The organism is Nocardia sp. NPDC059195 (assembly GCF_042754695.1).
GTDB lineage: Bacteria > Actinomycetota > Actinomycetes > Mycobacteriales > Mycobacteriaceae > Nocardia.
Map to the genome: position 1 here is coordinate 153985 of NZ_JBHZBG010000001.1, position 20396 is coordinate 174380.

A 20396-nucleotide genomic window follows, 5' to 3' on the forward strand; every position below is an offset into this window, starting at 1 on the left:
GAACTTCATGACGATCGACCAACTCACCGCGCTCGAACCCGCCTGTTCCCGGGAGGCGGCGCTGGCGCTGTTCGACAGTCTCGCGCCGGTGCCCGCGACTCAGCTCGGTGGCCGGTGGCACGGTCGCGAGCTGGCGACCGGACACCAACTGGACGGCCTGCTCGTCGCGTCAGGGTGGTATGGCAAGCAGTTCGACGGGCTCGACAGCGTGCATCCGCTGCTGTTCCGCGGTCCCGCGGGCGATATTTTCGCTGTTGATCCGCGACGAGTGCCGTTGGGCCTGGTCGGCAAGGTGCCGAGCAAGGTTGTCGACCAGGGTCGAGGCCTGCTCGGAGTGTTGAAACCGGCGTTGCGCGCCCGCGGGTACCGGGCGCGGTTGCGGGCGGTGGAGCATCGTGGGGTTGTCACCACGGCGATGGCGTACGACCATCTGCCGATCATCGATGTGTTCCGCCGGGTCGACGAAAACACGGTGTTGGGTCTGATGGACTACCGCAATTTCCCCGAGCCGTATTTCTTCGTTCTGGTTCGCGATAACCCGCACGACGGTGCCCGTTTGCCCGATTGAATCGGGGGTACGCGCCGAATACGGAGAACTCTCGTCGGAAGGAGGCCGTGCCATGACTGACTACGTTGATCCCCATCAACACAAGTTTCCCGACACCGAGCGCACGACGCGCTCGCACGCGGGTGAGTTGGTTCAGGACTCGCTCAATTGGCCGGGCCTGTTGCTCGTCGGAATCGGCATCGTGATGCTCGCGGCCACCCTGACGGCCGCCGGTTCCGGATTTGTCGGGTGGGCGGTGATCGCCGGAATCCTCAGCGGTGTCTGTTTGCTGGTCGGGTTGGGGATCGTGCTCGCCGAGCATCGCCGGATCAAGGTCGGCGAGGGGCTGCACCTCACCGATCCGTGTGGTCACTGAGGTAAGAGCTCGGAAAGGACGTCGATGACGGAACGCGCCGAGCCTGGACGGATCATCGTCGACCATTCGCATCTGTTCCCCGGTGTGGTGGTGCGCGCCGATCGCATGGCTGACGAGTTCGATGTGGTGTTCTCCGATGGGGTGCACACCGAGGCCGGCATCCTCCAGGACGACGAGGGGGTCGCGGCACTCGACGTCGTCGGTTATGCCACGGCTGCGGGCACGATGCAGCCCGGGCGGGTGTGGCCGATCACGTCGATCGAGGAGGCAGGCTCCGAGGTGAATATCAAGCTGGGGCCGTACTTGCGCTAGTGGGAAGAGGCCGGTTCGTCGTCGCTGGACCTTTCTGTGCCCAACGACTGGACCGGCGTCCATCTTTGCCGCGATGATGACGTTCATGAGCGAGCATCCCGCGCAACGGCGCACTCTGGCCGTGTTGGTCGCGGCGCAGATTTTCAGTGGCGCGGGGCTTGCCGCGGGTATCACCGTCGGTGCTCTGCTGGCGCAGGACATGCTCGGATCGACCGGATTGGCGGGGTTGCCCGCGGCGATGTTCACGGTCGGGTCGGCCGCGGCGGCGGTCGGGGTGGGTCGGATTTCGCAGCGGGCGGGTCGACGAGCGGGGCTCACCCTGGGCTATCTGACCGGTGCGCTCGGCAGTTTCGGGGTGGTGGCGGCCGCGGTGACCGGGAGCTTGCCGCTGCTGTTCGTGTCGCTGATCGTGTACGGGGCAGGCACCGCGACGAGCCTGCAAGCGCGATACGCCGGTGCCGATCTGGCGCAGCCCGCACATCGGGCGCGTGCGATCAGCACGGTGCTGGTGGCGACGACGGTCGGTGCGGTCGTCGGGCCGAACCTGACGACACCGATGTCGAATATGGCTGTGGGCTGGGGTATTCCGGCGCTTTCCGGTCCGTTCGTGCTGTCCGGGGTGGCGTATGTGCTGGCGGCGCTGGTGCTGTGGGCGATGTTGCGTCCGGATCCGCTCGTGCTCGCCCGCGCGATCGCGGAGCCCCCTGGCGAGGTTGTCGTGACGAACGCTCCGACCCGGTGGTCGGCGCCGATCGTGGCGGGGACGACGGTGATGGTCGTGACGCAGTTGGTGATGGCCGCGGTCATGACGATGACGCCGATCCATATGCAGCATCACGGGCACGGTGTCGGCGCGGCGGGGTTCGTGATCGCGGTGCATGTCGCGGGGATGTATCTGCCGTCGTTGCTGTCGGGGATGTTCGTTGATCGGTTCGGGCCGGGGTTGGTCGCCGTGGCGGCCGCGGGCACCCTGGTCGCGGCCGGTTCGGCCGCGGCGCTCGCCCCGCCGACCTCGGTGGTAGCGCTGGCGGTGGCGCTCGGGCTGCTCGGGGTCGGCTGGAATCTGGGGTTGGTCGCGGGGACGACGATGATCGCGGATGCGACGCCGGTCGCCACCCGTGCCCGCACGCAGGGCACGGTCGATGTGGGCATTGCTATCGCGGGTGCAGGCGGTGGGCTGGGATCCGGCGTCATCGTGGCATTCGCCGACTACCCAGGGTTGGCGTTCCTCGGTGCGGGGATCGCGCTGTTGATCGTGCCCGCGCTTGCCTGGGCCACTCGCCGCCCACGCATCCGCGACGAGAGTCCGATCGTGCGTATCGAGAGCTGACTGTGGGCGTGGCGATGACCGCGGATCTGCGGCGACGACGCTGCCGACCGTCAGCGCGGATCACGGCGAGTGCGGCCGCCCGCGATGGCTCATCGCGGCAGACGGTCGGACGTGGGATGATCTGGCGATGAAAGGTCAGACGAGTACCGGCCGGCTGTTGACACTGTTCGGCGGCGTGGCCCTCGTGATGCTGATGGTCAACTGGAGCCTGATGCGCGCGATCGCTTTCGCGGTGATCTGGGCGGTCGCGGCGGGTGTGCTGGTCTTGCGCGACCGGCGCCGTGGGGCCGAGGACATCGATGAGACCTCGGCCGACGCAGGCGCCTCAGACTCCGGCGAGCGCTGAGGCCAGATCCGGCACATCCAGGGCCTGCACGGCCTGCTCGCGCACATCAGGGCAACGCTGCTGAGTGACGGCATCGATCACCTCACGATTGCGGCCACCGCGACATTGATGCCGCCGTTACGCACCGCCCAGTTCTGCACCGTGGCATTGAACGACACCCGCGCGACAGTCACCCCCTGCGCACGCCAGTTATCGAGATCCGGGGCCATCATCTCGCACAGGTGCATGGCAGCCTCATCGGAGATTTCAGGTGCGCCCTCGACCGACGGTGGCAAACCGGGATCGGGTGCCTCTGTGCTGGTAGCGCAGCTGGCGACAACCAGCAGCCCGATCAACACGGACCCTCGGAGATGTCTGAACACGACGCTGTCCCTCCGGTAGAGGTCTGTCCTTGTTCAGTGCGCATGCCCGCCTCGCGACGGTCAAACAGCGGTCGACGGTCGGAAATCGCTGGGGGAGGTAGTGATTCGGGCAGGCTGGTGAGGAATAACCTCGAAAACCGGTGGAACGACACCGCTGTGTGTCATTACGATGCAGCCGAACCCAGCCATTTAGCCAAGGACGTGCCGTTGTACATCCGGTGAGACCTCCCGAGCAGTGAATTTCGCGCGCCGCGCATCTGCGCCGCGCTGCTCTTCGCTGCGGACTTCTCACCGAAAAGGGTGTACCTCTATGCTCAAAATCTGGGTGGTCGTGCCCACCTGTCTGCCCCTCATCCGCCGCCGTTGCCATGCATGCGCGTCTGCGCGTTTCCGGGCCAGCAAGAAATTTCGCGTCAACGCAAACCACAAGCTCCTCGATGCGTGGCTCCTCGCGCGCTGTATCACCTGCGGGGACACTACAAAACTCACGATCATGGAGCGGGTGAATGTGCGTTCGGTGCGTTCTGAACTGCTGGACCGGATGCATGACAACGACCCCAGCCTGACAGCTGAGTTACTCGAGGATCCGTTTGTGCAACGCCGCAATCGCATCGCTCTGGATTGGGACAATGCTTGGCGTCTCGACACCGGCGGGTCGGACCACCTCGACAGTGACCTGGTCGAGGTGTCGGTTCGCTTCGCGGCGCGGATCCCTATCCGGCCGACCCGGCTGATCGCTGACGGTTTCGGGTTTTCCCGAGGTGAGACCGAGAGATTGATCGTCGAGGGAAGTCTCGTTTCAGCAGTCCGCCTGAGCGGCAAGGTTTCCGGCGACTTCGGATTCACGCTGAAGCGCTGAGCCTTTCGTGGCCTGGTTGTCCGTTCGGCAGACCCGCCGGATGGGCAACTAGGCCAGCGATCGGCCCAAGTGCGAATCAGCCCCCCGGGACCGCACTTGCGGTCACCGGCGATCTACTCGACGGTGCCGATCGAAAGACCGTCAGATGATGGGCGCCATGCTGGTTCGCCTGAAACCTCATGCACACGAACTAATCCCATCGCGACCAACTGTTCGAGGTACATCTCGGTGCGGCCTACCGAGTGGCTCAACTTGGAGGCAAGGTCAGGAGTCGTGATCGGCGCTGTCGGGGAGAAATAGCACAAGCTGGTCAAAATCCAGTCCTGGCAATGGGTCAGGTGGTCCTCGCTCATCACGAGCCCCTGACCTGTTGTGCGCGTTCGTCGAGGACCATGCGGTTCTGTTCCACCAGGGTGGTTCGGGCACGCCGCCGACACCGACACGTGTCGACCTCACATTCCAAATGGACTTGCATCGCCCAATGGGCCTGCGCAGCCGTGAGTGGGCCGGGGTCACGACCACACAACAGGAGAGCGTTCACCGGGTCGCCGCCGTCCGGCCAGCGGGCGTGATCTGCCATTCGTCGTGCCGGTTCTTGAACGCGAAGTCCTTGCGCTGCAGCTTGATTGCGGCGCGTCGCACTTGCCATTCGGTGACCTTCACATTGAGGGCGATCGTGGAAATCGTGAGCATGCCGCCTGATTTCAGCGCGGCCAAAATCTCAGTTTCGAGCGTGATACTCAAGGGCCACCTCGGATGTGTCGGAGCGTAGAGGCTCCAAACTACGAAGCGACGCGACGATGACACCACGAACTTGCGTGAACTTGCGCCAACTTTGTCAATGGCTGGTATCTAATTGCCAGTTCATGGATGCTGAAGAGAGGGTGCGCAAGTTTGCGCACATGACTCGACTCGACAGGACGGTACGTCATGCAGTTGAAGTTCCTCGGCAATGGTGGAAGCGGCGGCGGCGGGTGCCCTGCTCTGCTCGCGACCGACACAGGTGCCTACATCGTGCAAGGGTGGGAGACCAGCGACTCAGCTGTCATCGAGATCCCGCACCTGCTCCTCGGATTCGCTGAGCCCGACACCTTCGTCGGTGCGACGATGACCGACACCGGACGGGGAACCTTCACCCTGACCGGCCGACCGGTGATCGACCGTGCCACGCTGGACCAATTGGATCTCGCTCCCGGAGAGACCGCGATCGAGGTCCCGAAGTGCGAGAGGAAGTTCTACGGTGCTCCTGCTGGAAGGTGAAGCGTTCGACAGCCTCCTCCGGTCCGCCCACCAGGAGGCATTTCATCTGGAGGTGCAAGACACCTACAGCACTCCCGACGAGACGCAACCGTTCCGCGACTTCCTTAACGGCGGTCCCGCTGATGACTATTCGTGGCTGCGGGGATGGCTGGACTTGGTCGAGGAGACCACGGTGCGTGGGGTGGCCGTTCGACGGGCGCGCGTGGTCACGGTTCCGCACACCGACTACACCCGCTGGCTTCTCGAGGTCTCCCACCAGAACGCCGCCGCGGGGGAACAAATTCGGTACCTGTCCCGCCACGAGGTAGACACCGAGCAACTGACCGTCGACGACTGGTGGCTGTTCGACCGGAACTCGGTGGCGTTCACCGTGTTCGAACCCGACGGGCGATGGCGTGGCGGTGCGTTGACCGCCGACCCGCGAATCGTGGCGGACTGCGTGCGGGTGCGGGACCTCGTCTGGGAAGCGGCAGTTCCGCACTCCGAATACCTCACCCTCGGTGCGCGGTGACCAACTCGGCCGATGAAGCGCGCGAAGCTCTCGGACTTCGGCTCCGGGAGCTTCGTCGCGACGCCGGCATCACAGCACGCCTGCTCGCACAGCTTGCTGGATGGCACGAATCCAAAGTTTCGCGCACCGAGTACGGCAAACAAACTCCGTCCGAGGCTGACTTGCACGCCTGGTGCGAACATACCGGTCGTCCCGACCAACTCCCTGACCTCATCGCGACCGTGCGCAACATCGAGGCGGCCTACATGGAGTGGAAACGCCTGCTCGGCGCCGGGACGCGACGCCGCCAGAAGATGTCGGTGAAACTCGAAGGCGGCACCCGGTCGATGCGCTGGTACGAGCCGACGATCGTGCCCGGCCTGTTGCAGACCGCCGAGTACGCCGAAGGGATCCTGTCGAAGATCATCAGCTTCTACGGCATCCCCGATGACCTCGCTGAGGGTGTTGCAGCGCGGGTTGAACGTCAACGGGTGCTGTACCGAGGTGACCGCCGGTTTTCGTTCATCATCGCCGAGCAGGTGCTTCATACGACAGTTGTCGACGATCAGGTGATGCTGGGGCAGTTGGATCGGTTGCTGACGTTGATGTCCCTGCCACGTGTCGTGCTGGGTGTCGTGCCGATGAACTCACCGTACGAGGGTCCAGCGACGAACGGGTTCGCGATCTTCGATCAGCGGCTCGTTCAGGTCGAGACGGTCACCGCGGAGCTGTCGGTGACGCAGCCGCGTGAGATCGCCCTGTACGAGCGGATGTTCGCGGTGTTGAACGACCGGGCTGTGTTCGGTGCCGGTGCCCGTGAGTTGATCGGTGAGGCTGTCCGGGCGCGCCGTTAGCGAGCTCGGCCCCATGCGCGGACCGTGGGCGGGGCATAGAACCATCGCTGCTCGTCCGCCAACTCGGCCTGCGCGGCGGCAATGACCTTGGGTGAGACGTCGAGCGCTATCAGGGTTTCGTGGACCTGCGCCCAGGTGAGGTTCCACATGCGCGCCATCGGCGAACCACCGCGAAACATCGGAATCTCCGCCTCTACTTGAACGTCGACGAGCCCCACTGCTCCCAGGTATGCGGGCAAATCCCGAGCCCAGGCTTGGTTCGCACCTGCGGTCTCGGTCGAACGTGCAAAGGCTCGCCAGACCTCCCCGAACGCGCCGGGCAGTTCATCGAGAACGCCGAGGCCATCGCCTTCCTCGAGCAAGATAACGCCGCCTGGTGCCAGCGCCCGGACCAGGCGCTGCAGAACAATGTCTCGTTGGGCAATGTGGAGCAGCACGAATCGTGTGTGGACGAAATCGAATGCGCCTTCGGGGAGTTCGTCGGTGACGAGGTCCATCCGGGCGACTTCGCCGCCTCGGTGGGGCAGATCCGTCAGGTGGCGTGGGTCAGCGTCCACTGCGAGCACGCGACCACCTGGCAATGTGACACTGCATAACCAGTGCGCGAACGACCCGCCGCCGGCCCCAGCTTCCAGACACCGCCATCCCGCCTCCACACCCAGTCGCTGCGCAAGCGCGATGCTTTCTGGGTCGTAGGCGGCGCCCAGCAGAGTGAGGCGTTCGTTTGCGAAACCCCATTTGTTGGGGAGGGTGTAATGCGGATTCCGTGGCGATGAGGTCGGCGGTAGTCCGGTCATGATCAGACGCTAATTCGAGTGATCTGGGCTGACGTCGGAACTAAGCCGTTTCGCGTGGCCGAGTGATCGAATACACAATGACGTCAGCCCGGTTCGCGTTCGGGCGCGGTCTCAACGGCCGCTTCGAGCCTCGAGACTTCGGGCGAGGCGATCCAAACTCTGCAGCACTGTTGGGCGGTCGTGATCCAGGTCGGCCAGGAGTTGCGTATGGGCCTCTATCTCATGAGGGAAGACCTCATCGATCAAAGTGATTCCGGCTGTAGTGAGGTGGATCAAGGTCGATCGTCGATCGGCCGGATTCTGGGCACGGGCGATCAGTCCCCGCCGCTCGAGCTTGGCGAGCGTCTTTCCGACACCTGCCCTGGACATTCCGAGATGCTCCGCGAGTCGGATCGCGGTGAGCGGCGGGTCGGCATATCGCAATGGAACCAGTAGCCCGACCTCTGCGGTGCTGATACCTGCCTCGGCGTAGATGTCCTCCACGGCCCGGTCGAGCAGAGTGGAGATGCGCTTGATCTGGGCTACCACCACCATGGCGGAGGTATCGAGCTCAGGATTTCGGACACGCCAGAGATCGCATGTCCGGTCTCGCAGTGATTGCTCGGCCATCGGCGCTCCTTTTGTAAACTAGTTAACAATTCGGTACGTTCAGAAGCGTACCCGGACGGCGACACTGCCGTGAGGAGGGAGCTGATCGAGGGGGATCCATGGGTTATGACGTTGCGGTGATCGGCGGGGGTGCAGCAGGTCTCAGCGCTGCACTGGTCTTGGCCCGATCCCGTCGCCAGGTAGTTATCATCGACTCCGGTGAACCTCGAAACATGGCTGCCGAGACCACGCATGGGTTCTTGACCCGCGACGGCGCGACACCGGCGGAGATGCTGACCCTCGGCACGACAGAAGCGCTCCGATACGGTGCACAGTTGCTGACCGGTCGAGTCGTTGACATAGACGTGGCGGACGGCGGCTTCGCGGTCGAAACCGCGACTGGACAAGTCATTACGGCGCGGTCCGTTGTCCTGGCGACCGGCTTACGCGATGAGCTGCCTACGATCCCCGGAGTTCGAGAGCAATGGGGCAAGGGAGTCCTGCACTGCCCGTACTGCCACGGATATGAGGTGCGAGGCGAACCGCTTGCAGTTCTGGGTGGTGCGAACAGGATGTTCTCCGTGCATCAAGCCTCGCTGGTGCGTCAATGGTCCGACGATGTCACCTTCTTTCCGCGAGAGATCGACCTGTCCGGCGATGAGCGTCGCCGTCTGTCCGCGCGTGGCATTCGAGTCGTCGAGGAAGATGTCGTGCAGGTTGTCGTGCGTGACGGTGAACTGCGCGGAGTGGAAGTCGAATCGGGACAGGTCATTCCACGAAGAGTGATCTTTGTTGGGCCGTGTTTCAGCCCCCGTGACGAGTTGCTGACCCGGCTGCGGTGCGCGGTAGGCGACGATGGCTGGGTGGCTGTCGATGCCACCGGCCGCACTAGTGTGCCGGGCGTCTGGGCGGCGGGCAATGTCGTTGATTCGCCCGCGCAACTGATCCACGCTGCGGCCGCGGGATCCAAAGCTGCGGTGGCCGTGAATCACTATCTGCTCGAACAAGACATCGAGAGTTCACTCATGATCGCTGGCTAGTCGGGGTCCCGCCGTGGCCACCAGATATCCGAATGTAGCGACGACTCGTTGCATGTGCAGTTCGTAGGCGGAAGGATCGGCGCAGGTATCGGTCTGGTGAGAGGGGTGGGCCCATGACGTCGGAGTTGGATCCTGCGGCTATCGAGATCGGGAGTTTCTTCGCGCAGCCGCCTGGGGTGGTGTGGCGGGCGTTGACGGAGCCGGGGTTGCTCGAGTTGTGGTTGATGCGGTCGGTCGGGTTTTCGCCCACTGTCGGAACGCATTTCATTTTTGTGGTTCCCTCCACGCCGTCGGCGGAGATCGCGTGTGAGGTGTTGGTGGTGCGCGACGGGGAGCAGTTGGCGTTCAGCTGGGTCGATCTTCGGGCGGAGCGGCCGGCGCGATGGGTGCTGGATTGGACGATTCAGGCGCAGGGGCGGGGGACTCGGTTGTTGTTGACGCAGACGGGGTTCGATATCGGGAACAAACGGCAGAAGATGGCGCGCAACGCGTTGGAGCGGGGGTGGCGGCGGACGGCGATGGGACGGTTGCGGGATGTGCTCGAGGCCGAGGCGTCGGAATCGTGGTGAGTGCAACCGGTGACCGGTGATCGTGGGTTCGGTTAGCGTTCGGCGGTCGGGTTCGGTGGTTAGGAGGGTGTGTTGACGGTCGACGTCGATATCGCGGTGCATCCGCTGGATGATCCGGTGCGGGCTTCGTTGCGGGGGGAGCACAGTCGGTTCGCGCAGTGGGCGGGGCGGATCGGGCGTTATGAGCCGGAGGTGGCGCGGTTCGTCGGGCATCCGGTGGTTTTGGACGGGCAGGATTGGGCGGATCTGGGGGCCGTGCTCGGGTCGGGCGGAAGTGCTGGGATACGTGGGGCTGGGCATGTTCTGCCGGCGGGATGGGCGGTGCTTGCCGAGTTCGACACGGTGCAGATGGAGGGTGCGGGGTTGCGGGTCGCTGTGGATTCCGAGCTCGAGATACTCACTGCCGCTGAAGTTCCCGAGATCCTGGAGTTGATCGCGCGCACCGAACCGGGGCCGTACGCGCCGCGCACCATCGAGATGGGGACCTATCTGGGGTTGCGGGTCGAGGGGCGGTTGGTGGCGATGGCGGGGGAGCGGCTGCATCCGCCGGGGTGGACCGAGATCAGTGCGGTGTGCACCGATGCCGAATTCCGGGGTCGGGGGATCGCGTCGCGGTTGATTCGGGCGGTCGGGGCGGGAATTCGGGTGCGGGGTGAGACGCCGTTTCTGCATGCGGTCGCGCACAACACGTCGGCGATCAGTTTGTACGCGACATTGGGGTTCACCGTGCGAAAGAAGTCGAAGCTGACGCTGGTGCAAGCGCCGTAGATCAACGGGTGTCGGCCAGCGTTGCCAGCAGGGCGGGCAGGGCGGTGCCGATGGGTTGGCGGATGACCTCGTCGGCGAGGTTGTCGTAGGGGGTGGGTTCGGCGTTGATGATGATCAGGCGGGCGCCGTGTTCGGCGGCGACACCTGCCAGCGACGCGGCGGGTTGGACCTGCAGGCTGGTGCCGACGGCGATGAAAACGGTGCAGGCCTGCGCGATCGCCATGGCGTGCCCGAGCACCTCGGGGTCGAGTGCCTGGCCGAACATGACCGTCGCGGTTTTGAGGATGCCGCCGCAGCGCAGGCAGGCGGGGTCGGGTTCGCCCGCGGCGATGCGGTCGAGGGCCTGTTCGGTGGTGGTGCGGTCATCGCAGGACGTGCACAGCACGGTGCGGGCGTTGCCGTGCAGTTCGAGGACTTTGCGGTCGGGCAGGCCGGCGAGCTGGTGCAGCCCGTCGACGTTCTGGGTGATCACGCGCACCGCCGTTCCGGTCGCGGCCAGCGTGGTGACGGCCTGGTGCGCGGGGTTGGGCTGTGCGCGCCAGGCGGGGTGTTCGCCGCGCATGAGCCAGGAACGGCGGCGGATGTCGGGATCGGTCATGTAGTAGTCGTAGGTGACCAGTTTCTGGGCGTCGGGGTCGCGCTGCCACAGGCCCGCCGGGCCACGGTAGTCCGGGATTCCGCTGTCGGTGGAGACACCGGCGCCGGACAGGATCGCGACGAGCTGCTTGGTCATGGGATCCAGCGTAGGGCCGGTCGAACACCGCGGTCGACGGGATTCAGGTCGTTGGACTGTCCTATCTGACTATTGGACGCTAAAGTCTGCCTGGAGTGGACTACAGCGAAAGGTGGCGGACGAATGACGTCGGCAACGGTCAAACAGCAGGTACTCGAACTCGGTGGGGCGTTCATGATCTCGCGCGAGGCCAGGGCGTTCGGGGAGACGACCGGGGTGGCCGGATTCCACGGCGCCTACACGCGGGGCCGTGGCGGGGTGCTCGGTGATGTCGACGCCGATGTGGTGAGCGCGGCGTTCGGCTTCTTCGAACCCGGATGTGTCCGTGCCGCTTGGGAATCGGTGCAGATGCCCGCCGCCGAGGCAGCGGTGGACTACCTGGGCGCGTGTCGCGACTTCGGGCAGCGCAAGCTCGTCGCGTTCGAACAGTCCGACCGGCTCGCCGAGTTGCTGCGACGCGTGGTCGATGCCGCACCCTCGACCGGGTTGCCGTTGTTCGCCGGGTGGCGGGCGATGCCGGTGCCCGAGGACGGGCGGGCCGCGGTGCTGCAGCTGACGCACGTGCTGCGCGAACTCCGCGGCGGGCTGCACCTGGTCGCGGTGATGGCCAACGGGCTCACCCCGCTGCAGGCGATCCTGGTCGCGGGGTCGCCGATCCTCGACGGTCCCGGCCACGCGAAATTTCTCGGCTGGGCCGAACCGTTCGAGACGGTCACCGACGATATGCGGATGCGCTGGGAGGCGGCGGAGACACTGACCGACGAACTGATCGCCCCCTGCTTCGACATCCTCGACGAGACCGAGCGCGAGGACCTCGCCGCGCTCATGCTCGAAGCGCACCGAGTCGCCTTGAGCCGCTAGGACATTCAAGAACCGATGACGTCGCGCCCGCGGCCCACGATCAGTGGGTCGGCGGTGCCGACGATCTCGAGATCCTTGTTGTCGTAGTCGAACCCGCTCAACACGTGCCGCATCGCGTTGAGCCTGGCGCGCTTCTTGTCGTTGCTCTTGACCACGATCCACGGCGCGTGGTCGGTGTCGGTGTGTTCGAAGTTCTCTTCCTTGGCCTCGGTGTAGGAGTCCCACTTGTCGAGCGAGGCCAGATCCATCGGCGAGAGCTTCCAGTGCCGCACCGGGTCGACCTGGCGGATGGCGAAGCGGGTGCGCTGCTCCAGTGGCGAGACCGAGAACCAGAACTTGACCAGGTCGATGCCGTCGTCGACGAGCATCCGTTCGAACAGCGGCACCTGCGACAGGAAACGGCGATGCTGTTCGGGTGTGCAGAAATCCATCACCCGTTCGACACCCGCGCGGTTGTACCAGGAGCGGTCGAACAGCACGATCTCGCCCGCGGCGGGCAGGTGCTCGACGTAGCGCTGGAAATACCACTGGGTGGACTCGCGCGCGGAAGGCTTTTCCAGTGCCACCACCCGGGCCCCGCGCGGATTGAGATGCTCCATGAACCGTTTGATGGTGCCGCCCTTGCCCGCGGCGTCGCGACCCTCGAACACGATGACGACGCGGCGCCCGGTCGCCTTCACCCAGTTCTGCAATTTCAGCAGTTCGATCTGCAGTAGTCGCTTGTCGAGGTCGTACTGCAGGCGGGAGAGGCGCTCGCCGTACGGGTAGCCCTCGCGCCAGGTGTCGACGACGAGGCCGCCGGGTTCGGTGAGCAGAATCGGATCGTCGTCGTCGCTGTCGTCGACGGTGAATCCGGTGGTGTCGGCCAGGTTCACGACGGTCGCGAGATCGGCGATCTCGCTGACATCACGGGGGATCGGACGAATCTCGACATCGGTCATCCCTGCGACGCTAAGTGATGTGCGTGTCGCCCAGATGAACGCGTGGTGCCAGGCCGGGCGAAGCCCTCATGCGAACCCGGCCGCACCACGAATGGGCAAGGTGCACAATCGAAAGATGTTCGACTCAGCAACTCGTTCGGCGGCACCATGACCGGGCGCAATGGTCGACGCCCCGGTTCACCGACGGCGCTGCGAGACCAGAACCGGGTGCGCGTGGTCGAGGAGCTGCGCAGACAGGGGCAGGCCACCCAGGCCGACCTCGCCAGGGCGACCGGCCTCGCCCCCGCGACGATCTCCAACATCGTGCGTGATCTCGCGGGCGCGGGCAGTCTGCGCATCGAAAAGCGCAGTGGCAAACGCAATTCCGTGCGGTTGACCGGGGGATCGGGGTTCGTTGTCGGCCTGGATCTCGGGTACCGCCACCTCACCGTCGGCATCAGCGATCTGACCCATCACGTGGTGGCGCAGGCACGCACCGAACTGCCTGTCGGTCTGTCGGCGGACCACGCGATGGACCAGGCCCGTGGACTACTCGACACCGCGCTCGACGACGCGGGCATCGAGCGTGACGCCGTGGTCGGTGCCGCGATGGGACTGCCCGCACCGGTCGACCCCACGACGGGTCGCGTCGGCGCACCGTCGATCCTGCCCGGCTGGGTGGGGGTCGATGCGAGCGCGCTGGCCGCAACGGCTTTGGCGTTGCCGGTGCGCGTCGTCGTCGACAACGACGCGAATCTCGGTGCGCTCGCCGAACATCAGTGGGGGGCCGGGTCGGGCACGACCGACATGGTCTATCTGAAGCTGTCGGCGGGCATCGGCGCCGGGCTGATCGTGGGCGGGCGCCTGTACTGCGGGTTCGGCGGCACCGCGGGCGAGGTCGGCCACACCACGGTCGACGAATTCGGTGCGGTGTGCCGGTGCGGCAATCGCGGGTGTCTGGAAACGCTGGTGTCGGCACGTCATGTGCTCTCGTTGCTGGCCCCGACCGAGGGTGATCTCTCGATCGAGGAGGTCGTGGGCCGGGCGGTCGCCGGTGATCGCGCGTTCGTGCGCGTACTCGACGACGTCGGCAGGCAGGTCGGCACCGCCGTCGCCGGGATGTGCGGCGTCCTCAATCCCGAACTGCTCGTCCTCGGTGGCGAACTCGCCCAGGCCGCCCAGATCCTGATCCCCTCGATCCAGCAGGTGGTCGATCGCTGCGGGGTGCCCTCAGCGGCGGCCGCGCTGCGTATCCGCCCCGCGGCGCTCGGCTCCCGAGCCCATCTGCTCGGCGCGATCGCGCGGGCGATCGCCGACGCGGACCATTCGGTGTTCATTTCCTGAACACCCAACACGGCGATCTGGGCTCGATACCGTGAATTCCTGCAGATGACACCTCATTCGGGGCACACTGTGATCTGATTCACGCCGCTACTCGTGAGGCCATGCTGCCTCGCCGTGGAGAGGACGATGCCGATGCATGATGGAGGCTCCTTCACCGACCAGTCCGCCCTTCCCGACGGCGAAGGATCGTCGGGTAGTCGGGTGATCCGGATCGCATCGGTCGCGGCGCTCGGCGGATTGTTGTTCGGCTTCGACAGTGCCGTGATCAACGGCGCGGTCTCGGCGATCCAATCCGAATTCGATGTCGCCGACGCGGTTCTCGGCTTCGCGGTGGCCTCGGCCCTGCTCGGTGCGGCCGCGGGTGCGATGACCGCGGGCCGGATCGCCGATCGCATCGGCAGGCTCAAGGTGATGAAGATCGCCGCGGTCCTGTTCTTCATCAGCGCCGTGGTCACCGCCTTCGCTCCCGACGTCTGGGTTCTGGTCGTCGGCCGGGTGATCGGCGGTGTCGGTGTCGGCGTGGCCTCGGTCATCGCCCCGGCCTACATCGCCGAGACCTCGCCCGCGCGCATCCGCGGCAGGCTCGGATCATTGCAGCAGCTCGCGATCGTGCTCGGCATCTTCCTGGCGCTGCTGGTGGACTATGTGCTCGCCCACCTCGCGGGCGGTGCGAGCGAGACGCTGTGGTTCGGGCTGGACGCGTGGCGCTGGATGTTCTTGTCCATGGTGGTGCCCGCCGTGGTCTACGGCATGCTGGCCTCGACGATTCCCGAGTCGCCGCGCTACCTGGTGGCCACGCACAAGATCGGCGAGGCGCGGCGCGTGTTGTCGATGCTGTTCGGTGCGAAGAACCTCGAGATCACCATCGGCCGCATCGAGGAGAGCCTGCGCAGCGATACCAAGCCATCGTGGCAGGACCTGCGCCGTTCGGGGGGCGGGCTCTACCCGGTCGTGTGGGTGGGCCTGATGCTGTCGGTGTTCCAGCAGGCGGTGGGCATCAACGTGATCTTCTACTACTCGAACGTGCTGTGGGAGGCCGTCGGCTTCGAGGAATCCCAGTCGTTCCAGATCAGCGTGTTCACCTCGGTGGTCAACATCGCCACCACCATCGTCGCGATCATGCTCATCGACAAGGTCGGACGCAAACCGCTGCTGCTGACCGGCTCGATCGGCATGACCGTCACGCTGGCCACGATGGCGATCTGCTTCGGCGCCGCCGACCAGGTGCCCGACGCCGAGGGGGTCATGGAGCCGCACCTGACCGGTGCGCTCGGCCCGATCGCGCTGGTCGCGGCCAACCTGTTCGTCGTCTTCTTCGGCATGAGCTGGGGCCCGGTCGTGTGGGTGCTGCTCGGTGAGATGTTCCCGAACCGGATCCGTGGTGCGGCGTTGTCGCTGGCCGCGGCGGGGCAGTGGGCGGCGAACTGGGCGATCACCGTCTCGTTCCCCAGTCTGAAGACCTTCTCGCTCGGTTTCGCCTACGGGATGTACGCGGTGTTCGCGCTGCTGTCGCTGGGTTTCGTGGCCAAGTTCGTGCCCGAGACCAAGGGGATGTCGCTCGAGGACATGGACGAGGCCGCCGGTTTCGAACGCCCTACCGCCAGCGCCTGATCATCACCCGCTCGACCAGTGACCGTGGCGGGTCACCATCGACGACGAGGAAGGCTGCGCGATGTACCTTGCGGTGTACCGGTCGCCGGCGGAGACGAGCCGGCTGGTGAAGGCATACGGCGCCGAGGTGGTGGGGCCGTGAACGCACCAACCCGGACGAGCGGCATCGAGACCTGGTCGGTGGTCGAGGACGGCTGGAACCCGCAGCGCGCCAACTACTTCGAGACGATCTTCACCGTCGGCAACGGGCGCCTCGGTACCCGTGGGTCGCTCGAGGAACGGCACACGGGGGCGTTGACCGGCACGTTCATCGCCGGTGTCTACGACGCGTACGACTCGCCGGTCATCGATCTGGTGAACGCGCCGGATTGGCTCGACAGCGAGGTCTTCGTCGACGGTGCGCGCCTGGACACCGAGTCCGCGCAGGTACTCGAGCATCGTCGTGAACTGGACCTGCGCAGTGGAGTTCTGCACCGCGATACCGTGTTCGGGCTGCCCGACGGCGCGCGGGTCCGGCTGCGGACTCAGCGGTTCGCCAGTACCGCCGATCGGGACCTGTGCTGTCTGCGGATCGAAGTGAGCTGCCTGGATCGGGCCGGAGAGGTGACGCTGCGGACCGGTATCGATGCCAACCGGCGCAATCTCGAACGATTGCCGACCTATCGCGAGCAGACCGCGTTCGGCTATGAACGCAAGTGGGACAAGTGGGCCAAGTCCACGCACCTGGTATCGGTCGCTGCGGGATTCGACGGTGAGGTCGGTGTGATCGAGAGCCGCACCATCGACAGCGGGGTCGATCTCGCTTACGCCTTCACCTGCTCGGCCGACGGCGGGCGGCGTCAGCACCGTTCGCGGCACGACGCCATCGAAGTGGAGTTTCGATTCGACACGGGCGCAGGCGAATCCGTGCGGGTCGACAAAATGGTCGGGATCGCCACCAGTCGCGACTATCGGTCGGTGAACCCGCCACGGGAGCGCGCGGTCGACACCGTCGCCCGGGCAGGTTCCTTCGATACCGCCGCGGCGGCGAACCGGGCGGCGTGGGATCGGCTGTGGGCCGACGCCGATTGCGAAGTGGTCGGCAACGACCGGGTGACCCAGGCGCTGCGGTTCGCGATCTATCACCTGCTCATCGCCGCTGACCCCGATGACCCGACCGTGAGCATCGGCGCGAAATCGCTGTCCGGCGAAGGCTATCGGGGGCATGTCTTCTGGGACACCGAGGTGATGTTGCTGCCGTTCTTCCTGTTCACCCAGCCGCGCGCGGCCCGCGCGCTGCTCGGCTACCGCCACCACACCCTGCCCGGTGCACGGGAAGTGGCCGCCGAGAACGGAACCGGGGGCGCTCGCTTTCCGTGGGAATCGGCCGATACCGGACGGGAGGAATGTCCGCAGTACACCGCGGACGGCAAAGACCGTTTCTACACGCGCGAAGAAGAACTCCACATCACCGCCGATGTGGCCTACGCGATCATGCGGTACGCCACCGTGACCGGTGATGACGACTACCTGTTCGGCGAAGGCGCCGTGATCCTGTTCGAGACCGCCCGCTTCTGGGTGCAACGGTGCGTCGAAGAGGGCGATGCGCTCGTGATCCGCACGGTGATGGGACCGGACGAGTTTCATTCCCACGTCGACAACAACGCGTTCACCAACAAGCTGGTGCACTGGCATCTGCGGCAGGCGGCGGCGGTCTATGAACGGATGTCGCGGGAATGTGGCGAGCAACTGCACGACCTCATGGCATCGATCGGGCTCGACCCGGGTGAACCGGCGCAGTGGCTGGCCACCGCGGACCGGCTGCGGGCCCCGACCGATCCCGACTGCGGTGTCATCGAACAATTCGACGGTTATTTCGATCGCACGGACGTATCCATCGTCGAATGGGACGACAACGATATGCCGCGATACCCGGTCGGCTGCGACCCGTTCAACTGCGAGACCACGTCGCTGCTCAAACAGCCCGATGTGGTGATGCTGCTGCATATGCTGCCCGACGAATACTCGCTGTCCACGCGGCTGCTGAACTACGAGTTCTATGAGCGGCGCACGATGCACAAGTCCTCGCTGAGCCCGTCGATCCACGCGATCGTGGGTTTGCAGGTCGGCGATTCCCGCACGGCGGAACGGTATTTCGGGCGGTCGGCGTTCGTCGATCTCGACGACAACCAGGGCAATACCGAAGAGGGAATGCACATCGCGTCGGCGGCGGGCACGTGGCAGGTCGCGACGCACGGTTTCGGTGGCTTCCGGGCCGCCGCCGACGGGGTGCGTTTCTCGCCCGCGCTGCCGCCGTCCTGGCATCGGTTGCGGTTCTCGGTGCACTGGCGGGGGCGCACGGTGCGGGCCGATCTCGGGCGTCGGGAGGCGCGATTCGAGTTGGTCGGCGAGGGGCCCGAGGTGGAGATCACCGTGTGGGAGCGGCCGGTGACCCTCGAACCCGGTGTCGTGGTCGTGGTCGAGGCGTCATGACGCGCGTCTTCGATGCGCAGGCAGTGCTGTTCGATCTCGACGGCGTGCTCACCGACACCGCGGCGGTGCACCGGCGGGCGTGGTCGGCGCTGTTCACCGAGTACCTGCCGCGGGTCGCGCCCGAGGCGGCCCCCTACACCGACGCCGACTACTTCGAATTGGTGGACGGTAAGCCGCGTGCGGCGGGCGTGCGGTCGGTGCTGGACTCCCGCGGCGTGCGAGTGCCGGACGGGGAGTCCGAGGACCCGCCCGACGCGCAGACCGTGAATGGCCTGGGCAACCGCAAGAACATCTGCTTCACCGAGATCATCCGCGGTGACGGTGTCGAGGTGTTCGAAGGGTCGTTGCGTCTGGTCGAGGAGCTCGCGGCCGCCGGTATCCCGATGGCGGTGGTGTCGAGCTCACGCAATGCGGTGCTGGTGCTCGGGACCGCGGGTCTGCTGGACCGGTTCGCGGTGGTTGTCGACGGTGTGCTCGCCCAGGACGAAGGCCTCGCGGGTAAACCGGCACCCGACATGTTCCTCACGGCCGCACGGGTTCTGGGGGTGGATCCGGCACGGACGGTGGTGATCGAGGACGCGGTGTCCGGGGTCGAGGCCGGGCACCGGGGCGGATTCTGGGTCATCGGGGTCGACCGGGGGAGCGGACCTTCGGCGTTGCGCGCGGCCGGCGCCGACATCGTCGTCAGCGACTTGGCGGAACTGGTCGAGCATCAGATCCGGTGACGTAGGTCGTCGATCGTGCTGGTGTCATCCCACCGATGTGCGCCGTCTAAGCTGCGGCGGCGTCTCGATCATGACACTGTGCTTCGATCAGGTCAGTTGTCCAACAGAGCTACTACCCAGAAGGTGAGCATGCACGATCAGTTCTCGTCCGGAATCGGCCGTCGTGAAGTTCTGGCCGGGGCGGCCGGTGTCGTCGCGGGCGTGTCGTTGGTGGGGCTCACACCCGCCGCCGCGGTGCCTGCCGAGGTGCCCAAGTTCGCCCCGAAGGCCGGGCGCAGTGTGCGGGTGCTGATCACCGGCGACGCAGGCACCGGTACCCGCACCCAGTGGGCGGTCGCCGACGCGGCCCGTGCGTTCCACGCGCGTGAACCGTTCGCGATGGCGGTGGGACTCGGTGACAACATCTACGACTCGGGTCCCAGCGGCCCCGACGACGCCCAGTTCGCCACGAAATTCGAGGATCCCAATGCGGGACTGGACTTTCCGTGGGCCATGGTGCTCGGTAACCACGACACCTCCGGCGTATTCCCCGGTGACGGCGGCTGGCTCGCACGCGGCAATCACGAGGTCGAATACCACGCGAAGTCTTCGCGCTGGTGGATGCCGAGCCGCTACTACTCGGTTCGGGTGCCCGAACAGAACCCGGTCGTCGAGTTCTTCGTGCTCGATCTCAACCCGCTCGCGGCCTACATTCCGCCACTGCTCGACCCCTACTGGGCAGTGGACGGACCGTACATGAACGCCCAGCGCGCCTGGCTGGACGGCGCGCTGGCCGAATCGACGGCGCAGTGGAAGATCGTGTGCACCCACCACCCGTATCTGAGCAACGGGCCGCACGGCGACGCGGGCAACTACGAGGGCCTGCCGATCGAGCCGCTCAACGGCGTGCACGCCAAGCGCTTCTTCGAAGACCACGTGCTCGGCAAGGTCTCGTTCCTGCTCTCGGGCCACGACCACACCTTGCAGGTGCTCGATCCGACGCCGGCGACCAAGGGCACCCGCCAGATCGTGTCGGGTGCGGCGGGTAAGACCTCCGGTGGGCAGCCGCGCCTCACGACCGGCGCTCACGCCGCGCTGTTCGAAACCCAGCACGAGCTGGGATTCATGGTCATGGACCTCGCGCCGGATTCGGTGAATTTGCGCGTGCTCACCGTCGACCCGGCCTCGGGCGCGAGCACCCAGGTCTTCGACCGCCGGCTCGGCTGAACTCGACCGCCGGCGGTGGCAGGAGG

At 65.9% G+C, this 20396-nt stretch carries 25 protein-coding genes; 18 read left to right on the forward strand and 7 right to left on the reverse strand.

Annotation, left to right across the window (positions count from 1 at the left end):
• Positions 1–7: 7 nt before the first annotated feature.
• From ACFXKN_RS00650 to ACFXKN_RS00670, 5 genes are all read left to right on the forward strand, one after another.
• Positions 8–568 carry a DUF4334 domain-containing protein gene (locus tag ACFXKN_RS00650; RefSeq protein WP_378948544.1) on the forward strand — a complete coding sequence of 187 codons (561 nt, stop codon included), beginning with the start codon at positions 8–10 and terminating at the stop codon, positions 566–568.
• Between the two features lie 52 nt (positions 569–620).
• Positions 621–923 (forward strand): hypothetical protein, encoded by a 303-nt coding sequence (locus ACFXKN_RS00655; protein ID WP_378948547.1) that lies wholly within the window; start codon positions 621–623, stop codon positions 921–923.
• A 24-nt stretch (positions 924–947) separates the two neighbouring features.
• Positions 948–1235, forward strand: a complete 288-nt coding sequence (locus ACFXKN_RS00660; protein WP_378948550.1) for a hypothetical protein — start codon at positions 948–950, stop codon at positions 1233–1235.
• Between the two features lie 76 nt (positions 1236–1311).
• Complete coding sequence (locus ACFXKN_RS00665; protein ID WP_378949755.1) at positions 1312–2565, forward strand: MFS transporter; 1254 nt, start codon at positions 1312–1314, stop codon at positions 2563–2565.
• A 127-nt stretch (positions 2566–2692) separates the two neighbouring features.
• Positions 2693–2911: a hypothetical protein gene (locus tag ACFXKN_RS00670; protein WP_378948553.1), complete on the forward strand. Its 219-nt coding sequence runs from the start codon at positions 2693–2695 to the stop codon at positions 2909–2911.
• A 77-nt stretch (positions 2912–2988) separates the two neighbouring features.
• On the opposite strand, the gene ACFXKN_RS00675 is transcribed toward ACFXKN_RS00670, so the two are convergent.
• Positions 2989–3246 (reverse strand): hypothetical protein, encoded by a 258-nt coding sequence (locus tag ACFXKN_RS00675; RefSeq protein WP_378948556.1) that lies wholly within the window; start codon positions 3244–3246, stop codon positions 2989–2991.
• A 337-nt stretch (positions 3247–3583) separates the two neighbouring features.
• Here ACFXKN_RS00675 and ACFXKN_RS00680 point away from each other — a divergent pair, with 337 nt between their 5' ends.
• The gene (locus ACFXKN_RS00680; RefSeq protein ID WP_378948559.1) at positions 3584–4132 is read left to right on the forward strand and encodes a DUF1062 domain-containing protein; all 549 of its coding nucleotides are present in this window, start codon (positions 3584–3586) and stop codon (positions 4130–4132) included.
• A gap of 113 nt (positions 4133–4245) precedes the next feature.
• On the opposite strand, the gene ACFXKN_RS00685 is transcribed toward ACFXKN_RS00680, so the two are convergent.
• Positions 4246–4485, reverse strand: a complete 240-nt coding sequence (locus tag ACFXKN_RS00685) for a hypothetical protein (protein WP_378948562.1) — start codon at positions 4483–4485, stop codon at positions 4246–4248.
• Between the two features lie 184 nt (positions 4486–4669).
• The gene (locus tag ACFXKN_RS00690; RefSeq protein WP_378948565.1) at positions 4670–4876 is read right to left on the reverse strand and encodes a hypothetical protein; all 207 of its coding nucleotides are present in this window, start codon (positions 4874–4876) and stop codon (positions 4670–4672) included.
• A gap of 186 nt (positions 4877–5062) precedes the next feature.
• Between ACFXKN_RS00690 and ACFXKN_RS00695 the strand changes: the two genes are divergently transcribed.
• From ACFXKN_RS00695 to ACFXKN_RS00705, 3 genes are read left to right on the forward strand one after another with little or no spacing between them, the layout of a single operon-like run.
• The gene (locus tag ACFXKN_RS00695) at positions 5063–5392 is read left to right on the forward strand and encodes a hypothetical protein (protein ID WP_378948578.1); all 330 of its coding nucleotides are present in this window, start codon (positions 5063–5065) and stop codon (positions 5390–5392) included.
• Positions 5373–5903 (forward strand): DUF6879 family protein, encoded by a 531-nt coding sequence (locus ACFXKN_RS00700; protein WP_378948591.1) that lies wholly within the window; start codon positions 5373–5375, stop codon positions 5901–5903. The genes ACFXKN_RS00695 and ACFXKN_RS00700 overlap by 20 nt, the downstream gene beginning before the upstream one ends.
• Positions 5900–6736, forward strand: a complete 837-nt coding sequence (locus ACFXKN_RS00705) for a DUF5753 domain-containing protein (RefSeq protein ID WP_379432094.1) — start codon at positions 5900–5902, stop codon at positions 6734–6736. Before ACFXKN_RS00700 ends, ACFXKN_RS00705 begins: the two co-directional genes overlap by 4 nt.
• Here ACFXKN_RS00705 and ACFXKN_RS00710 read toward each other — a convergent pair.
• Both ACFXKN_RS00710 and ACFXKN_RS00715 read right to left on the reverse strand, forming a co-directional pair.
• Positions 6733–7533, reverse strand: coding sequence for a class I SAM-dependent methyltransferase (locus ACFXKN_RS00710; protein WP_379432095.1), 801 nt, complete (start codon positions 7531–7533; stop codon positions 6733–6735). The genes ACFXKN_RS00705 and ACFXKN_RS00710 overlap by 4 nt on opposite strands.
• Before the next feature lie 111 nt (positions 7534–7644).
• Positions 7645–8142: a MarR family winged helix-turn-helix transcriptional regulator gene (locus ACFXKN_RS00715; RefSeq protein WP_379432096.1), complete on the reverse strand. Its 498-nt coding sequence runs from the start codon at positions 8140–8142 to the stop codon at positions 7645–7647.
• A gap of 98 nt (positions 8143–8240) precedes the next feature.
• On the opposite strand from ACFXKN_RS00715, the gene ACFXKN_RS00720 reads away from it, so the two are divergent.
• The 3 genes from ACFXKN_RS00720 to ACFXKN_RS00730 all read left to right on the forward strand — a co-directional run bounded on the left by ACFXKN_RS00720 (position 8241) and on the right by ACFXKN_RS00730 (position 10498).
• Positions 8241–9161, forward strand: coding sequence for an NAD(P)/FAD-dependent oxidoreductase (locus ACFXKN_RS00720; RefSeq protein WP_379432097.1), 921 nt, complete (start codon positions 8241–8243; stop codon positions 9159–9161).
• A 113-nt stretch (positions 9162–9274) separates the two neighbouring features.
• Positions 9275–9730, forward strand: a complete 456-nt coding sequence (locus ACFXKN_RS00725; protein WP_379432098.1) for an SRPBCC domain-containing protein — start codon at positions 9275–9277, stop codon at positions 9728–9730.
• Positions 9731–9799: 69 nt separating this feature from the next.
• Positions 9800–10498 (forward strand): GNAT family N-acetyltransferase, encoded by a 699-nt coding sequence (locus ACFXKN_RS00730; RefSeq protein WP_378948609.1) that lies wholly within the window; start codon positions 9800–9802, stop codon positions 10496–10498.
• 1 nt (position 10499) lies between these two features.
• On the opposite strand, the gene ACFXKN_RS00735 is transcribed toward ACFXKN_RS00730, so the two are convergent.
• A complete protein-coding gene (locus ACFXKN_RS00735) occupies positions 10500–11231 on the reverse strand; it encodes an NAD-dependent deacetylase (protein ID WP_378948613.1) in 732 nt (243 codons plus the stop codon).
• A 123-nt stretch (positions 11232–11354) separates the two neighbouring features.
• Between ACFXKN_RS00735 and ACFXKN_RS00740 the strand changes: the two genes are divergently transcribed.
• A complete protein-coding gene (locus tag ACFXKN_RS00740) occupies positions 11355–12092 on the forward strand; it encodes a hypothetical protein (RefSeq protein WP_378948616.1) in 738 nt (245 codons plus the stop codon).
• Positions 12093–12097: 5 nt separating this feature from the next.
• On the opposite strand, the gene ppk2 is transcribed toward ACFXKN_RS00740, so the two are convergent.
• Positions 12098–13033 (reverse strand): polyphosphate kinase 2, encoded by a 936-nt coding sequence (gene ppk2, locus ACFXKN_RS00745; RefSeq protein WP_378948621.1) that lies wholly within the window; start codon positions 13031–13033, stop codon positions 12098–12100.
• Positions 13034–13180: 147 nt separating this feature from the next.
• On the opposite strand from ppk2, the gene ACFXKN_RS00750 reads away from it, so the two are divergent.
• The 5 genes from ACFXKN_RS00750 (at position 13181) to ACFXKN_RS00770 (ending at position 20370) form a co-directional block, all read left to right on the forward strand.
• Positions 13181–14356, forward strand: a complete 1176-nt coding sequence (locus ACFXKN_RS00750; protein WP_378948625.1) for an ROK family protein — start codon at positions 13181–13183, stop codon at positions 14354–14356.
• 126 nt (positions 14357–14482) lie between these two features.
• A complete protein-coding gene (locus ACFXKN_RS00755; RefSeq protein ID WP_378948628.1) occupies positions 14483–15967 on the forward strand; it encodes a sugar porter family MFS transporter in 1485 nt (494 codons plus the stop codon).
• A 138-nt stretch (positions 15968–16105) separates the two neighbouring features.
• Positions 16106–18439: a glycoside hydrolase family 65 protein gene (locus ACFXKN_RS00760; RefSeq protein WP_378948631.1), complete on the forward strand. Its 2334-nt coding sequence runs from the start codon at positions 16106–16108 to the stop codon at positions 18437–18439.
• The gene (locus ACFXKN_RS00765) at positions 18436–19164 is read left to right on the forward strand and encodes an HAD family hydrolase (RefSeq protein ID WP_378948635.1); all 729 of its coding nucleotides are present in this window, start codon (positions 18436–18438) and stop codon (positions 19162–19164) included. The genes ACFXKN_RS00760 and ACFXKN_RS00765 overlap by 4 nt, the downstream gene beginning before the upstream one ends.
• A gap of 129 nt (positions 19165–19293) precedes the next feature.
• Positions 19294–20370 carry a metallophosphoesterase gene (locus ACFXKN_RS00770; protein ID WP_378948638.1) on the forward strand — a complete coding sequence of 359 codons (1077 nt, stop codon included), beginning with the start codon at positions 19294–19296 and terminating at the stop codon, positions 20368–20370.
• The last annotated feature ends 26 nt before the right edge of the window (positions 20371–20396 follow it).

Coding starts and splice junctions, on each gene's coding strand:
- ACFXKN_RS00650 (WP_378948544.1), top strand. CDS start 8: ATGACGATCGACCAACTCACCGCGCTCGAACCCGCCTGTTCCCGGGAG.
- ACFXKN_RS00655 (WP_378948547.1), top strand. CDS start 621: ATGACTGACTACGTTGATCCCCATCAACACAAGTTTCCCGACACCGAG.
- ACFXKN_RS00660 (WP_378948550.1), top strand. CDS start 948: ATGACGGAACGCGCCGAGCCTGGACGGATCATCGTCGACCATTCGCAT.
- ACFXKN_RS00665 (WP_378949755.1), top strand. CDS start 1,312: ATGACGTTCATGAGCGAGCATCCCGCGCAACGGCGCACTCTGGCCGTG.
- ACFXKN_RS00670 (WP_378948553.1), top strand. CDS start 2,693: ATGAAAGGTCAGACGAGTACCGGCCGGCTGTTGACACTGTTCGGCGGC.
- ACFXKN_RS00680 (WP_378948559.1), top strand. CDS start 3,584: ATGCTCAAAATCTGGGTGGTCGTGCCCACCTGTCTGCCCCTCATCCGC.
- ACFXKN_RS00685 (WP_378948562.1), bottom strand. CDS start 4,485: ATGAGCGAGGACCACCTGACCCATTGCCAGGACTGGATTTTGACCAGC.
- ACFXKN_RS00695 (WP_378948578.1), top strand. CDS start 5,063: ATGCAGTTGAAGTTCCTCGGCAATGGTGGAAGCGGCGGCGGCGGGTGC.
- ACFXKN_RS00710 (WP_379432095.1), bottom strand. CDS start 7,533: ATGACCGGACTACCGCCGACCTCATCGCCACGGAATCCGCATTACACC.
- ACFXKN_RS00715 (WP_379432096.1), bottom strand. CDS start 8,142: ATGGCCGAGCAATCACTGCGAGACCGGACATGCGATCTCTGGCGTGTC.
- ACFXKN_RS00720 (WP_379432097.1), top strand. CDS start 8,241: ATGGGTTATGACGTTGCGGTGATCGGCGGGGGTGCAGCAGGTCTCAGC.
- ACFXKN_RS00725 (WP_379432098.1), top strand. CDS start 9,275: ATGACGTCGGAGTTGGATCCTGCGGCTATCGAGATCGGGAGTTTCTTC.
- ACFXKN_RS00735 (WP_378948613.1), bottom strand. CDS start 11,231: ATGACCAAGCAGCTCGTCGCGATCCTGTCCGGCGCCGGTGTCTCCACC.
- ACFXKN_RS00740 (WP_378948616.1), top strand. CDS start 11,355: ATGACGTCGGCAACGGTCAAACAGCAGGTACTCGAACTCGGTGGGGCG.
- ppk2 (WP_378948621.1), bottom strand. CDS start 13,033: ATGACCGATGTCGAGATTCGTCCGATCCCCCGTGATGTCAGCGAGATC.
- ACFXKN_RS00750 (WP_378948625.1), top strand. CDS start 13,181: ATGACCGGGCGCAATGGTCGACGCCCCGGTTCACCGACGGCGCTGCGA.
- ACFXKN_RS00755 (WP_378948628.1), top strand. CDS start 14,483: ATGCCGATGCATGATGGAGGCTCCTTCACCGACCAGTCCGCCCTTCCC.
- ACFXKN_RS00765 (WP_378948635.1), top strand. CDS start 18,436: ATGACGCGCGTCTTCGATGCGCAGGCAGTGCTGTTCGATCTCGACGGC.
- ACFXKN_RS00770 (WP_378948638.1), top strand. CDS start 19,294: ATGCACGATCAGTTCTCGTCCGGAATCGGCCGTCGTGAAGTTCTGGCC.